The organism is Myxococcus sp. CA033 (assembly GCF_013336625.1).
In the GTDB taxonomy this organism is placed as follows: domain Bacteria; phylum Myxococcota; class Myxococcia; order Myxococcales; family Myxococcaceae; genus Myxococcus; species Myxococcus llanfairpwllgwyngyllgogerychwyrndrobwllllantysiliogogogochensis.
The window spans coordinates 262,475-277,770 of record NZ_JABUMU010000005.1; the positions used below are offsets into that span (position 1 = coordinate 262,475).

Annotated in this window: 9 protein-coding genes; 1 reads left to right on the plus strand and 8 read right to left on the minus strand. The window is 68.3% G+C overall.

Annotated features, from left to right (window positions below; genetic code table 11):
- Positions 1-54: 54 nt before the first annotated feature.
- From HUA78_RS16180 to HUA78_RS16215, 8 genes are all read right to left on the minus strand, one after another.
- Positions 55-1,467: a hypothetical protein gene (locus HUA78_RS16180; protein ID WP_174476659.1), complete on the minus strand. Its 1,413-nt coding sequence runs from the start codon at positions 1,465-1,467 to the stop codon at positions 55-57.
- 168 nt (positions 1,468-1,635) lie between these two features.
- On the minus strand, positions 1,636-3,582 hold the full coding sequence (locus HUA78_RS16185; protein ID WP_174476660.1) for an erythromycin esterase family protein: 1,947 nt from the start codon (positions 3,580-3,582) through the stop codon (positions 1,636-1,638).
- Between the two features lie 599 nt (positions 3,583-4,181).
- Positions 4,182-5,783 carry a M56 family metallopeptidase gene (locus HUA78_RS16190; protein ID WP_174476661.1) on the minus strand — a complete coding sequence of 534 codons (1,602 nt, stop codon included), beginning with the start codon at positions 5,781-5,783 and terminating at the stop codon, positions 4,182-4,184.
- Positions 5,783-6,172 (minus strand): BlaI/MecI/CopY family transcriptional regulator, encoded by a 390-nt coding sequence (locus HUA78_RS16195; protein ID WP_141645248.1) that lies wholly within the window; start codon positions 6,170-6,172, stop codon positions 5,783-5,785. Before HUA78_RS16195 ends, HUA78_RS16190 begins: the two co-directional genes overlap by 1 nt.
- Positions 6,173-6,234: 62 nt before the next feature.
- Positions 6,235-7,896 (minus strand): fibronectin type III domain-containing protein, encoded by a 1,662-nt coding sequence (locus HUA78_RS16200; RefSeq protein WP_174476662.1) that lies wholly within the window; start codon positions 7,894-7,896, stop codon positions 6,235-6,237.
- Between the two features lie 140 nt (positions 7,897-8,036).
- Positions 8,037-10,505 (minus strand): hypothetical protein, encoded by a 2,469-nt coding sequence (locus HUA78_RS16205; RefSeq protein WP_174476663.1) that lies wholly within the window; start codon positions 10,503-10,505, stop codon positions 8,037-8,039.
- Between the two features lie 178 nt (positions 10,506-10,683).
- On the minus strand, positions 10,684-12,732 hold the full coding sequence (locus tag HUA78_RS16210; protein ID WP_174462741.1) for an alpha-amylase family glycosyl hydrolase: 2,049 nt from the start codon (positions 12,730-12,732) through the stop codon (positions 10,684-10,686).
- 231 nt (positions 12,733-12,963) lie between these two features.
- Entirely contained in the window at positions 12,964-13,602 is a 639-nt protein-coding gene (locus HUA78_RS16215; protein WP_174456412.1) for an SRPBCC family protein, read from the minus strand.
- A gap of 219 nt (positions 13,603-13,821) precedes the next feature.
- Here HUA78_RS16215 and HUA78_RS16220 point away from each other — a divergent pair, with 219 nt between their 5' ends.
- Positions 13,822-15,294 carry an MDR family MFS transporter gene (locus HUA78_RS16220; RefSeq protein ID WP_174476664.1) on the plus strand — a complete coding sequence of 491 codons (1,473 nt, stop codon included), beginning with the start codon at positions 13,822-13,824 and terminating at the stop codon, positions 15,292-15,294.
- Positions 15,295-15,296 lie beyond the last annotated feature (2 nt).

The following is a 15,296-nucleotide window of genomic DNA, read 5'->3' on the forward strand; positions in this document are numbered from 1 at the left end:
GCGCCAGCCCTCGGTCGAGGCTGGCGCCGGAGACGGGCATGAAGGCGGGGCCTGCTACTGGAAGCTCACCTTGCCGTCGCGCTGGTAGCAGACGTGGGGCGTGCTGTCCGTCGGGCGGACCGCCACGCTCGGACGTGAGCCCTCCTGCACCGTGCCCAGCTGGGTATAGGTCCAGAAGCCCCGCGCATCCGGGGCGATGAGCTCCAGCTTCGTCCCATGGCGCTGGGCGATGAAGACCTTGCCTCCGCCGTAGGTCATGTCGTTCGAGTCGTTCTCGAAGTCGACCGGCGAGGTGGCCAGGGTGCTGGACGTGATGGGCGACTTCACCGTGATGTCCTGCAGAGCGCTCCTCGCGCCGTCGACGCCGCCGCTGGACAGGAGCAGCAGGTGCTGGCTCGGCCCCCAGACCGCGGAGAGCCACAACGTGTTCTCCAGCGTCACACCGTCCAGACGGGTGCGGTCGGTGGCCGCGCCGGGCCTCACGCTCACGTAGGTATCCGAGCTGGAGTTCGCATTGGACGGGATGTACAGCGCGCCCGAGGCGTCGAAGTTGACGTCGCCCATGAGGATCGACATGTTGTGCTGCGCGATGCCCCAGGTGCCCGGCGCCGTCCGGGTGGCGACGCGGACTCCCGTCCCGGCCGAGCCATCGCTGAAGACGACGGTGGGCTGCAGGCCCTGGTTGGGATTGAGCGCGACACTCACCCGCGTATAGGACGTGCGGTTGGTGGGCTCGACTTCCTCGCGGACCCAGCTGCCATTGACGCGCGTGGCATAGTTCATCCGCCAGTTGGCCGCCGTCGTGCCGGGCAGGCCCGGCCCCTTGAGATAGACGACGTGCGGCGTCCCGCTCGCCACGTCCAGCGTCAGGGCGATGTTCCAGTTCAACACGTAGGTGCCGCCGTTGTTGAAGCCCGGGCCATCAATCTGCTCCGTCGTCCACGTCGTACCGTCCCAGGTCGCGTACCACAGCCCCCGGTGGGTCTCGTTCGTGTAGACGAGGTGCCCCTTGCCGGCGTTGTCGAAGGCCAGCTCGCAGAGCACCCCCGTCACGTCCGGACCCGCGTCCACCCCCGTCACCGGGACGACGACGGCGGAGGCCACCACGCTGAAGTTGAACGAGCCCTCGGCCGTCTTCCCCGACTCCGTCTCCACGGAGACGGACAGCGACGCCGTCCCCTCCTTCGGCAGCGTCCACGTGACGCGCTCGGCTTCGGCCGCGACGACGCCGGCGTTGGCGCTCCAGCGCACGGCCTTGAAGACCTCACCCGCGGCGGTGACCTTGAAGCGCTCCTGCGTCCCCTCGACATAGGGGCCCTCGCCCGTCTCGCGCTCGATGAGCAGCACCACCGTTCCGGTGCCGTGCGAGTCGATGACCTCCGCCTTCTTCTGCTCGCTGTCACACGCGGCGAACAGCGTCGTGCTGCCCACCAGGAGAATCCACGAAACCACCATCTTCTTCAGCATGACCCGTACTCCCCGTCGATGAGGTCCGACGAACCCCTGCCCGTCGGACCGGAGCCGTACTCGCTCCATGCAACGCATCAACGAGACGGCCTCACGGAAGTCTTATGAAAAGCGAGACATGCCGAAAGAAAGTCATGGAAGGGGCTCGATACAAGGGCGGGCGTGCCCTCACGGCGCGCCCTGCGCCTGCTGTCCTGGAGGTTGACGCCTGCCCGTGGGAGTGGAGACCGCCGCGTGGGTGTGGTCCACGAAGAGCAGCCCGTCATAGGCGGACGCGGCTCGGATGGACCGGGGCTGGATGGCCTTGCTGTAGACGGCACCATAATTGCGAGTGTACCGGGGCTGCAGGAAGAACTCCGCCGCGCCGCCGCCGCGCGGCAGGCTCCGCAGGTCGAGCGCGAACGCGGACACTTGAGCCTGGGCGAGCGTTCCATCGAGCCAGCCGATTTCCGCGGGAGGGAGGGTGTGGGCGGTGAGACCCCGTCGCGGCTCGTTCGGCTCACTCGGCACGTGCACGGCCTGGAACGCGCCCTGATTGAAGGCGAAGCCAAAGACATACAGTTGCTGACCGAGGGCCTCGCGCAGGTGCTGCCCCATGGGCGTCACCGCGTCGCGGCCCGTGGCGGCGACATGACCGTTGTGCGCCCAGAGCACCATCCGGGCCTCGGGGCCCTCGTGCTCGAGAATCCAGCGTGCGTTCTCCGCCATCGCCCGGTCCCGGAGGTTGTCATCGGAGAGCTGGCCCACGACGGTTTCGGCGAACTGACCAAGCACCCTCGCGTGGCGAGCCACCAGCGCCTGGGCCTTCGCGGAAGCCTTGCGTGGGGGGAGCTGACGCAGGCGGGCCTCGATGTCCGCGACGAGCCCCGCGAGCACCTGGCCGGTCTCCACCTTGCGAAGCGCGGGGCCCTGCCGCGGGTCGAGGAACGGCGCCATCGGCCCGGCGAGTCGCTGGTGGAAGGCGGGGTCCACCTGGGCGAAGAAGTCGAGGACCGCCCGCGAGGAGGCGGCGGTGGCCTGCATGTCCACGCCGTAGAACTTGAGCTTCCTGGCGTGGCGCGGGTCGGCGTTGTAGGCGCGCATCCACCGGATGAGGGCCAGCACCTCCTCGGTGTCCCAGGTCCAGAAGTAGAGGCCCGCGAGGCCCTTCGCCGGGTCGCCCTTGCCGGTGAGGACGTACTCGTTGAGCGCGAGCGCCTCTCCGAAGCTGGCTTCAATCGCGAAGACGGTGAAGCCCAGCTCCGTGGCGAGGAACTCCAGCATCCGGTGTTTGAGCTGGAAGAACTCGCGGGTGCCGTGTGTGGCTTCACCCAGTGCCACGATGCGGGCCTCGGTGAGCCACGGTTTCAGCGGTTGCAGGTCGGCGAACCCATGTCCCGCCTCCACCGAGGTGAGCGGCACCAGGGACTGCTTCACCCACGACACAACCTCCGGAGATGGCGGCGTGGTCTCCGGGAGCGCCAGCGCGGTGAAGTCCGTCACCGTCACGGACTTGTTGGCCGCGATTTCCAGCGAGCGCCCCATGGGCATGAAGCCCTCGGCGTGGACGGCGGCGCCATACCCGCCGACGGGCAGGGCCACCTCGTAGGCGCCGCTCGCATCCGTCTGGACGTAGAGCATGTCGCCCAGGAAATCGCTGTAGCGTCCCAGGAGCAGCCACACGCCCGCGAGCGGCTTGCCCGACTCCGACTTCACGCTCCCTCGGAGGACCTGCGTTGGCGGAGCGAGCACCACGTCGAGCTGGCGCGGGGCCTCGCTGGCCGTGAGCTTCACGTCCATGAGGAAGCCCGCCTCGTGAGCGGTCGCGCTGACGGTGAGGCCGTACTGGCCGGGAAGCAGGTCAGCGAAGTGGAAGCGGCCATCCGGTCCCGTGCGCATGCGAGCCGCCGGGGGTGCGAGGTCCGGGTTCCAGTCCTCACGGGCGGGAACGAGCGCGACCACGGCGCCCTCCACGGGCGTGTTCGTGGCGCTCCGGACCCGGCCGTCCACCGTGACGGTGGCGACAGCGGGGGCTGCCTTCTCGGCGGGAGCGACCGAAGGGACCGGAACACGTGGCGTGCCGGAGCCGGCGCACGCGAGGGAAAGCATCAGGCACAGCAGGCGAAGGACTTTCATGCGGACCTCGGGACGGACGACGGGGGTGCGGCCAGGACGCGAAGGGCGCAGGAGGCCCAGCGCGTCGCCATGAAGCGACCTCGGGATGGACAACGCGAGTGCGGCTGGGACGCGAAGGGCGCAGAAGGACCAGAACGCCCCACGTGAATCGACCTCGGGACGGACGACGGCGGTGCGGCCAGGACGCGAAGGGCGCACGAGCCCCAACACGTCCAACGTGAAGTGACCTCAAGATGGACAACGGGAGTGCGGCTGGGACGCGAAGGGCGCACGAGCCCCAACACGTCCAACGTAAAGCGACCTTGGAATGGACGAGAGAGACTCGGCGGGACGCGAAGGACGCAGGAGGCTGAGCGCGTCGCCGTGAAGCGACCTCGGGATGGACGAGAGAGACTCGGCTGGGACGCACAAGGCGCGGGTGACCGTGCACGTCCGGCGCGAATGGACATCAGGATGAAGCGGGGCGCGGGCCTCCTTGGGAGGAGGCGCTCACCGGTGACAAACGGCGACGGCGCGCGAGTGCTCGGATGAAATCGGGTGCGGGGAACAGAACTCCCCCGCTCATCGCTCCGCTCGCAGCGGACCGCCGACGGTGACCGCTACGGCGAAGCGTCCGCCAGGAAATCGCTCGGGATGACGAAGCGCGTGACGACCGGTTCGACCACTTGGATGTCCGAAAGAGTGAGCGAGCCGAACAGGTCGGACTCCTCACGGATGGCATAGCCCAGCTCGGCATCCACCCACTGGGTCAACGTGTCATGCGGAGCGTGGCTCCGGTGCCAACGTCGGGTGAGGCGTCCCTCGACGATGTCCTCCCCCTGGAGCACGCAGCCCGCCTGATTCTCCGTGCACCCGCCAGGAAGGTGCAGCGGAAGCCCCAGGTCCCCATCGTCGGTAAACACGTCGTAGGTGCGCGCCCTGACATCCAAATTCACCTGCTCGTGGGTGTTGACGTCATAGAGGAGCACCAGGACCGAGGAGCCATTCTCGGACTCCAGTCGGATGCGCCCACAGCGGGAGACGAAGATGCGGCTGCGCAAGGTGCGCCCGCCGCTCCGGTAGGAGGCCACGGCGGTGAAGTCCTTGGGATAGACCACGCGGGAGCACACCGCCGTGGCGAGCCCTTGCGAGGACCGTGGAGGCAGGGACATCTCCAGCGGCACCCCCCACGCCCAGGCCGCGCCCGAGACCCCCAACGTCGCGAGCACACCCCCGACGAAACCCACGAGCCGGGCCTTCCGAGGCACCTCCAACACGGGCGACTGCCCCAGCAGCCGCCGCACCCGCGCCGCGAGCGGCCGTGCACCCGCGCCCAGCGCCAGCATCGGGCCCTCCTGCCGCAGCTCCTCGAGCCCCAGCAGCGCGCCGGAATACACGCGGACATCGCCACAGAAGCCCACGGCCGCGTCGTCGCAGCAGTGCTCTCGCTCCAGTCGCACCTGACCGGACAGCCAGCGCGCCGCCGGATGGAAGAAGAACAGCGCCTCCACCAGGCACTGCACGAAGTTGACGACGGTGTCATGGCGCCGCACGTGCGTCAGCTCGTGTGCCACCACCGCCTCCAACTGTTCCCGGGTGAGTCGCTCATCCACGCCACGCGGGAGCACGAGCACCGGCCGCACCAGCCCCAGCACCAACGGAGAGGGCGCGACAAAGGACTCCCGCACCTCCACCCCGCGGCGCAGGCCCAGCCGCTCCGCGACGTACGACACCGTCAGGCGCACCGACGAGGAGGCCGGCCTCGCGAGGCGAACCAGTCGCCGCGTCATCCGCCACCAGCCCAGGGCGAGGCGCAAGAGCGCCACACACGCCCCGCTGAACCAGAGACCGCCCAGCACGATGGGCCACGAGATGTCGAAGGCCACGGGCTCCGTCGCCGCCTGGGACGCCGGGCTCGGGAGGGAGGCTCCCGCGAGCGCCTGGGAGTCCTCGACGATGGACGTCACGCGCCCGCTCACTCCAACGTCCAGCGGCGCCGGAACGGAGTCCGGCGACGACAGCAGCAACGTGACCACGGGCGCGAGCACGAGCGCGGCCAGGGCCAGACACCCCACGGCATAACGAGCCCGCGCCGAGCGGTGCCGCAACAACCACAGCGAGGCGGCCGCGACCAGGGCCACGACGCTCGTCTGCCACACGCCATGGGCCAGCCACAGGGCCACGCCTCGCCCCCACTCCGCCATCAGCCAGACGGGGCTCATCACTTCTCCCCCTTCTTGTCCGCGTCCAGCAACCGGCGCAGGTCCTCGAGCTCCTCCTTCGATGCGGGCTTGAGCGACAGCGCCTGCACGGCGAGCGCACCCGAGGAGCCCCCGAAGACGCGGTCGAGCAGGTCCTTCACCAGCTGACGCTTGGTGCGGCCCTCCGCGACGCTCGCGGCGTACACGTGACTGCGCGAGCTCTCATCACGGCTCACCAACCCCTTGGCGGACATCACCTGGAGCTGCTTCAGCGTGGTGGTGTAGCCCGCGCTCTTGCCGTCCTCCCGCCCGAGCGCCTCGTGAACATCGCGCACGGTGCTGGGACCGCGCTTCCACAGCACGCCCAGGATGGCGAGCTCCACGTCCGTGGGAATGGCATCCGTCGTCATGCCACCTAAGTACGACGTCAGTCGTATGTTGTCAACGATGCACGTCGTACTTCCGCGACTCGTTACTCCGCGACGACTTCTTTCGAGGGGGCCTTCGCGCCATGGGCGGAGATGCATCTGCCGAAGTCGAACGGCTGCTGCGGGGTGAGCGTGCACCGGGACAGGTCACCTCCGGAGCCCCGCTCGCACTCGGGCAGCCGTCCCTGGTTCGCGTCCCGGGTGGCATCCCAGCCCGACAGACAGCCCAGCTGGTGCTCTCGCGCGAACTCCACCAGGCCCCGCTGGTGCTCCAGGGTGAATTCCCGTCCATTGGGATGACGCCCGAACATGGGGCACGCCCCCAGGCGCCGCCACACCTTCGCCGCGTCCCACCGAGGGAAGGCCGCGGAGACATGCGCGTGCATGCCCCGGAGCGCGTGGACACAACACTCCAGTGCGTCAACTGGTGCCGACTGCCCGAACTCCATCAGCAGGCCATTGATGAGCGAAGGCTCGATGCCCGCGGAGGACAGCTTCTGGAGGAAGCGCACCCCACCGTCGTTGAAGCCCACCAGCGAGCCCGGCGCGCCGTCCGCGGGCAGCGTGTAGGAGAGCTTCAGCGTGGGGTAGACGGCGAGCAACTGGGAGAGGGCCGCGAGGTGGCGCACCTGTGCGTCCTCGTCATGGAGGAACGCGCCCTCGAAGTCGAAGTCGAGGTGGCGGACTCCGTAGTTGCGAAGGACAGCCGCGTAGGTCGCGACAAGCGTCGCCACATCGGTCTCCTCGGCCTCGAGGGGCATGTTCGACGCGCCACCAAAAGACAGCACCACCGTGCCGCCGCTTCGACGGAAGGCTTCGATGTCCCTCTTGCCGTAGTCGGAGACCGTCGCGTCCCCCGAGTACGACTGGCCATCCTCCGAGTCCACCAGGGTGGTGTTGCCACCCCAGGACACTGCCCTGGCACCCCCGTCCGGTCGCGCCACGAGGAAGCCGAGGAAGAAGCCATCCAGGCCGGCCTCTCTTCCGTACTCGGACACGCGCGGCGTGGGCCACGACGTGTAGTCCACGAATGGGGCCCGGGGCACGTCCCAGTCCCCTGCGTCCGGCGGCGCGGCCGACGTGCGAATCTTCACCGTGTCCGAGGACGCCGACACATTGTCGGACACATCCAGCGCCACCACGGAGACCTGGTACTCGCTCCCCGCCGACAGGCCCATCAGGGTGATACCCGGCCGCGTCGACGAAAGCGTCTGGGCCACACCGCCGCCCACCTTCGAGTACGTCACGCGGTAGCCCGCGACGGCGACATTGTCCGTGGACGCGTCCCAACCCAGGGTGACGAGTGCGGAGCCCACGAGGGTTGCGCGCACCCGCTTGGGCGTCGTCGGAGGCTCGCTGTCTCGAGGAGGGTCCGCGGGGCGCCCGTTGACGGTGAAGTCGCGGGGGAGCGGCCCCAGGTCCTGTCCCTCCCCTCGCACCGACAGCCGGAACTCCGTCGAAGCGCGAGGAGGGATGACGTTGCGTTCAGCCACGAGCCGACCGGACACCACCTCCCCGCTCCGCGTCCAGACCAGCCCGTAGTTGTTCTGGATGACCTGCTTCGCCTCCACCTTGAAGGTGATGACGGGGTTGACCACCACCTCGTCCGACAGGTTCAGCAACGTCACCTTGAAGGTCGACCCCCAGGGACCGCCGCCTGACACCCACTCCGGACGCGCCACCACCACCAACGTGTTTCCCACCATGCCGACGGTTGTGCCGGATGCGCGGCGGGCACGACATTGCCCACGGGTTCCTGCCCCTTGTCTCTCAAGCGACAGGGTTCGGAGGAAGACGCGAAGCGCCCCGCACGGACACCGCGGGGCGCCTCCATGCATCCAGCGTCCTACGGACGACGCTGGGCCAGCAGCCACTCGTAGAGGTTCGGGGTGTGCCAGGCGGCCCCCGTCTCATACGCGCGCCCCCAGGCCCCGTGGCCGACACCGGCATAGACAGAGACCTTGAGCGAAGGCGTGGGCGCGCAGGCGTTGAGCCGGTCCACGAACTGCGAGGCCGACCAGCCCCAGTCGTTGTCCACCGCGCCGTAGAACATCCAGGTCTTCACACCGGCCTGGGCGATGTAGCAGGTGTTCGTGGGGACGTTGCCCAGGTCCGGCGCCCAGACGACATCGCCGTAGTGGGCGCCATCCGTGGGCGCAATCGCGGCGAGCCGCTGGGCATTCGCCAGGGAGAACTCGGGGAAGGCCGTGGTGCCGAAGCCGCCGAGCGACAGGCCCGTCAGGTAGATGCGCTTGGGGTCGATGCGGTGGTTGGCCAGCGCGAGGTCCAGCATCCGCTCCACGTGGTACGGGTGCCACCCGGAGGTGCTCGCCGAAATCTGGGGCATCAACACCACGAACGACTCCGTCACCCCGTTGACGACGTACTCGAGCTGCGCGCCGTCCTTGATTTTCAAGGGCAGCGCCGTCTCCAGCACCTTGGTCAGCTCCGTCGTGCCGTTGCCTCGCTGGCCCAGGCCGTGGAGGAAGACGATGAGCGGCCACTGGCGGTTGGGGTCCACGTTGTAGCCAGGCGGCAGGGACTCGTAGTAGCCGATGGTCGTGTTGTAGAGCTTGGGCACGGTGGTGGACCGCGCGGTGAGTGTCCGGGGGGTGGAGATGACGGGCGGTGCGTTGCGGCGCTGCCTCAGCAGCCACTGGTAGAGGTTGGAGGCCTCGGGCGCCGTCGGATTCGTCGCACGGCCGATGACCCAGTGGTCACCATCCGCGTAGCGCGTGTACTTCGGCGCGGGGTCCGGAGCCGGTGAGCAGGCATTGAGCCCGTTCACCGCGCCATCCGTCGTCCCCACGCCGACCGTCTGGTCATCCACCGCGTGGAACGCCCACACCGCGACGTCCTGGTTCGCCAGCCGGCAGAGCTGCGACACGCCGCCCGAGGTGTGCACGCGCCCACCGGCCACCGGCGCAATCGCGGCGACCTGGAGCGCGTTCGCGTCCGAGCGCTGCGGGAAGGTCCACGTCTGGAACGCGCCCAGCGAGTAGCCCACCAGATAGACGCGGTCCGGGTCGACGCGGAGGTTCGTCCGGGCCGTGTCGAGCATGGCCTGGGTGAAGAAGTCCTGCCACTCGCCATAGGACTCGTGCAGCTGCGGCTGCAGGACGATGAAGGACTCCGTGACGCCGTTGTTCACGTACTCCAGTTGCGCGCCCGTCTCCACGGGGATGCTGGTGCCCAGGATGATGGGCAGGCTCTCCGGCGTGCTGCCGCGCTGGCCCAGGCCGTGGTGGTAGACGATGAGCGGCCACTTGCGGGTGGGGTCCGTGTTGTAGCCCCGGGGCAGCGACTCGTAATACTGGATGACCTTGCTGTTGGCCGTGACGGCCTTCTGGGTGACGGTGCGCTGGAAGGGCGAGCCGCTGCCGGTGCTCTGCACCACTGACACACTCACGTCATCGGCGGCGCTGGCGCCCTCGCTGTCGGTCGCGGTGAGGCGGAAGACGTAGGTGCCCTGCACCAGGTTGCTCGCGACCAGCGGGCTCCACGGGCTCTGGTAGATGCGCGCGGTGTTGGGGCCGGAGACCTGCGTCCACTGGAAGGTGATGGCCTGCCCTTCCGGGTCCGTGCCCGCTGGAGCAATGGCGACGGTGTTGGTGGGCAGCGGCACCGTGCGGTCCGCGCCGGCGTTGGGAACAGGGGGACGGTTCACCACCACGCCGTCGTGCTCGATGAGTTCGAGCACGCCCAGGTAGCCATAGATGGCGCCCGGCTTGAGCGACACGGTGACCTCCAGCGCGCCGCCCGACGGGGCCAGGCCCGTGAGCTCGGCGATGCTGTTCACGTTGTTGCGCGCCTGCAGCTCCACCGACTGGGCGCCGATGGTGAACACCGTCGTCCGGTCCGACGTGAGGTCGTCGGTGACGCGCGAGGCGAACAAGCGCACCGAGTAGGTCCCGTTCACCGCGAGCCCGGAGATGCGCACCTTCGCCAGATCATCGAGCGTGCCCATGTGGTTGCCGATGAACTGCGAGTCCTGCGTCGCCGTCGCCGGATAGAGCGCGCTGCTGGTGGTGCCGTTGCCGTTGTTGGCCCCCGTCCAGCCCTGCCAGAAGGAGTCCGTAATCTGGAGCGTCAACCCGGACGAGACACCCGCCGAGTCCACCAGGTTGTTCAGCGTCGTCCCCGAATGGCCCACCGTGACGTTGTTCCAACCAGGTGTCGTGGAGATGTCCGCGCCGAAATCAATCAGGAACCGTCGCTCGGCGGCCATCGCCTGCGCCGCGAACAACACCTGAAACAACGTGAGAGCGACCGCGAGACCACGAAGCCCGGGCACGGCCCGGCGGGAGAAAATCATGATGGAAACCCTCCTGGGGGAACCACCATGCTATCCGGACACAGCTAGTATTTCATGTTTTACGGCTATGCGGCTTCATGCGACACCGCTACACATGCCACGGTATTGAAACGTGAGAACCCCGCCGCCCTCTTACTGAGAGACGACGGGGTCCAGGTGCTTCGAGGGAGGTGATGGGCTACTTGTCCCGCGACAGGATGACGACGCTGTACGGGCCCAGGTTGTTGAGGGAGCCGCTGGCGGGCAGGCCGTCCTTGCCGTTCCACTTGCCGCCCACGTCGAAGCTCTGGGCATTGCCGAAGTCGCCGGAGTAGCCCTGCCAGTCGCTGTTGTAACGCACCTTCCACGTGCCGTCGGAGGGCAGGCCCAGCTCGTAGTTGGAGAGCTGCTTGCCGCCGAAGTTGACCACGACGATGGTGTCGTCGCCCGGCCCGCCCTTGTCCCAGCGGTGGAAGGCGATGACCTTGTCGTCGTTGTTCACGTGGTGGACGTTGACGTTCTCCCCACGCAGGCCCGCGGTGTTGTCGTTCCAGTTGCGCCGCAGCTTGATGAGGTCCGTGTACGCCTGGTTGATGCCGGCGAAGGACTCCTTCTTCTGCCAGTCGAGCGGGTCGCCGTCCTGGAAGTGGCCGTCCTCGAGGAACTCCTGGCCCTGGAAGAGCATGGGAATGCCAGGGCTGGTCATCGTCAGCGCGGCGCCGATGAGCGAGCGCTTCTTGGCGTGATACCCCCCGGAGTCCCAGCCGCCCACCTCGCTGGGCAGCCGCTGCTTGCCATTGGCCACCTCGTCGTGGCTCTCCGTGTAGATGACCCGCTGGGTGGCATTGCCGTTGTATTTGAAGCCAATCGCGCGGGCGACGGCGTTCATGTCGCGGTCCGCGTCGGAGAAGGCCGTCAGCGCCGTGCGCACGGGGTGCACGAAGTTGGAGTCCCACTGGCTGTCGAAGTTGGCGCCATCCGGGTGCGTGAGGCCGCCCTCGTTGCCCAGGTCCTCGGCGATGATGATCTTCTGCGGGAACTCGCGGTTGACGGCGTCGTTGATGTCCCGGAGCAGCTGCCAGCCCTGCGGATTGTCCGCGCCGCTGGCCTGACGGATTTCCTTGGTGGCATCCAGCCGCAGGCCGTCCATGTGGTAGTCGCGCAGCCACATCATCGCGTTGTCACGCAGATAGTCGCGCACCTCGGGGCGGCCGTAGTCCGGCCGGGTGTCGCCCCACGGCGTCTTCGCGCGCCAGTCCGTGTAGAAGTAGCTGCCGCCCTTGCCGTACGTCTCGCCGTCGAAGTCCCAGTGGGGCAAATCGCTGGGCCCCAGGTGGTTGTAGACGACGTCCATCACCACGCCGATGCCGCGCTTGTGCGCCTCGTCGACGAAGCGCTTGAGGTCCTCGGGGCTGCCGTAGGCGCTCTCCGGCGCGTTGGGGAAGGCGGGGTTGTAGCCCCAGCTGAAGTCGGCGGCGAACTCGGCCGAGGGCATCAACTCCACGACGTTGATGCCCAGGTCCTTCAGGTGGTCCAGCTTGTCGATGGCGCTCTGCCAGTTGCCGGGGCCCCAGCCGGGCGAGTCGTTGAACGTGCCCACGTGCATCTCGTAGATGACCGCCTCGTTCCAGGCCGGCATCTTGAACTCCCAGTCGTGCTTCCACTCGTAGGACTTGTGGTCGACGATGACGGAGTTGCCCGTGGAGTTCGTCACGTCGTTGGCGCGCGGGTCTCCCTTCCAGCGCCAGTCGCCGTGCTTGCCCTGGATGACGTACTGGTACTGCTCACCGGCCTTCGCGCCGGGGACGTCCAGGGAGAAGTTGCCGCTCGGCTCGCGCTGGAGCTCCACCGACTCCCAGTTGCTGAAGTCACCGGCCACCTGCACGCGCTGGGCGTTGGGCGCCCACACGCGGAAGGTGCTCCCGCCGTCGTAGGGAATGGCGCCCATGCCCGGACGACTGGAGGGCTGGGTGGGCATGGGCACGGCGGTGGCCCGGGGCAGCTCCGCCACCAGGCTGCCGTCCTTGCGGACAAGCTCGCGCCCCGTGGGGCCGTGGTCCGGCGGAGCACGCCGAGCCTCCGCGCCGCGCGTCCGCCGGACATCGTCGAAGAAGTCCTTCACCGCCGGCCCGCGCGCGCCAGCGCCCTTGGGACTGGACGCGGGCTGCGACGACTTCGCCTCGGCCTCGGTGGAACGGGACGTGGAAGAGGTGGCGGGACGGCTCGGTGGGGGAATCCGGGTGGGCATGGCTCGGCCGTTGTCTGGAGAAATCCAGAATCAGTATCGAGCACACGCCTACAAGGTTGCTTGAGCCATGTTTCAGGCGCCGCTGACGCCCCTGAAACCGCATCAACCTGAAAACAAAAACACGTTATTCACGGCTGGCACCCCCATCCGAGCCCGCTGCCTCGAATCCGGGGGTCGACTCACACCCTCTGAGAATGGACGACACAGGGACGCACCTTCCCGGCGTCGGTCCTACTCGCGCGGGAAGCGAGGCTCCCGCGTGACGACGACGTCGTGAGCGGCATCGCGAGTCAGGGCGTCTCCATGAAACCCGGCCTCGCCCACGGAGGGCGCGGAGGAGCCGCGCGAGGCCTCCGCCACGCTCTTGATGTCGGCCAGGCCCCGCTCGAAGTCCCGGCCCATCATCTCGTCCATGCTGGCGAAGAGCTGGAGCGCCTTGCCGGCGAAGGTGTTCTCCCCGGACATCACCCACGTCAGCTTCACGCCGTCCGCGGTGGGCGTGAGCAGGTACTCGGTGGTGTTGGTGGCCCGCATCGGCGCGGTGAAGTCGAGCCGGATTCGCACGTACGCGGGCGGGCGGCTCTCCATGATTTCCATCCGCCCGGAGCCCGTCCGCTCCCCCCGCCACTCATAGATGGCGCCCACGCCCGAGGCCGCTCCGGCCAGGGAAACCTGCTGGGTGGGCTCCAGCTTCCACCAGGGCGACCACTGCTCCCAGTACCGGAAGTCGTTCACCAGCGCGAAGACGACGTCGGCGGGCGCGTGGATGGTCGCGCTCCGCTCGACGCGGAACGTGCCGGGTCGCTGGCCGATGGCGAACAGCAGCAGCACGACGATGACCGTCGAGATGACACCTGATGTCTTCTTCATGAAAACTCCCGAGCGTTCAAAAGGAATGGATACGTCGGGCCCCCCCGGGCCATGCACCGAGCGCTCAATCGCCGCTCTTCAGCGGCGACGAATGAGGACCCCGCAAATCGACACGTGGTTTTCGAATTTCCCGGTCTTTCCAAGTGCCCGGAAAGATTGAGGCTGGCGACCTCGGGGAGCACCCATTAGAAGTGGGCGCCCTCCTCGACGCCCGACACCATGAGAAAGACCCACCGTCCCCTCACCACCGTGGCCCTGGCCCTGAGTCTCTTCATGGCGGCCCTGGAAGTGACTGTCGTGTCCACCGCCATGCCCACCGTGGTGGGCGAGCTGGGTGGCATCCAGAGCTACGCGTGGGTCTTCACCGCGTACATGCTGTCCTCCACCATCACCGTGCCCATCTACGGGAAGCTGGCGGACCTGTACGGTCGCAAGCCCATCATCCTGTTCGGCATCGGGCTGTTCCTCGCGGGCTCCATCGCCAGCGGCCTGGCGTCCTCCATGGGGATGCTCATCGCCTTCCGGACGCTTCAGGGCCTGGGCGCGGGGGCCATCCAGCCGGTGGCGCTCACCATGATTGGTGACCTGTACACGATGGAGGAGCGGGCCCGGGTGCAGGGCGCGTTCAGCGCGGTGTGGGGCGTGGCGGGACTGGTGGGCCCCGTCACGGGCGGCCTCATCGTGAAGTACCTGAGCTGGCACTGGATTTTCTTCATCAACGTGCCGGTGGGGATGCTCACCTTCGCGCTCATCGTCGCCTTCTTCCACGAGCAGGTGCAGCACAAGCCGCAGCAACTGGACTACGCGGGCGCGGGGTTGTTGTGCGCGGGCGTGGTGGCGCTGCTCTTCGGTGTGCAGGGCGTGGGAACGAACCTGTGGGCCCTGCCGGCCGCGCTGGTGTTGCTGGTGGCCTTCGTCCAGGTGGAGCGCCGGGCCCCGGCGCCCGTCATCCCGATGACGATTTTCAAGCACCCCGCCATCGCCATCTCCTCCGTGGCCGGGGCGCTCTTCTCCGCGGCGATGTTCGGAGCGACCACATATGTGCCGTTGTACGTGCAGGCGGTGCTGGGCGGCTCGCCCACGACGGCGGGCGGGATGATTACGCCGATGATTGTCGGCTGGCCGCTCGCGGCGCTGTTCGCGGGGAAGCTCTTGCTGCGCACGGGCTTCCGGCCGCTCATCGTCGGAGGGCTGGGGCTGACGGTGGTGGGCACGACGCTGATGGCCCTGCTGCTCAAGCAGGACGCGCCCCTCTTCGCGCTCCAGGTGGCGATGGCGCTGTTCGGCGTCGGCCTGGGCTTCGCGTCCACGGCGCTGCTCATCGCGGTGCAGACGAGCGTGGGCTGGGAGCTGCGGGGCGTGGCCACCGCCAGCAACATGTTCTTCCGCACCATCGGCGGAGTGCTCGGCGTGGGGTTGATGGGCGGGGTGATGGTGTCGCGGCTCTTGGCGGACCCGACGATTCCCGTCGAGGCCGCCAACGCGCTGCTCGGTCCCGAGCGGGGCCACGCCTCCATTCCCGAGGAGACGCTGCGGACCTTGAGCGGCGCGCTGACCTCCGGGCTGAGCATCAACTTCTGGCTCATCTGCCTCTTCGCGATGGGCGCCTTCATCGCGGGGCTGTTCTTCCCCCGCGTCCAGCGCAACGCCGGCACGCCCGTCGCCACCGAGGCCGCCGCCGCGCCGCACTGAGG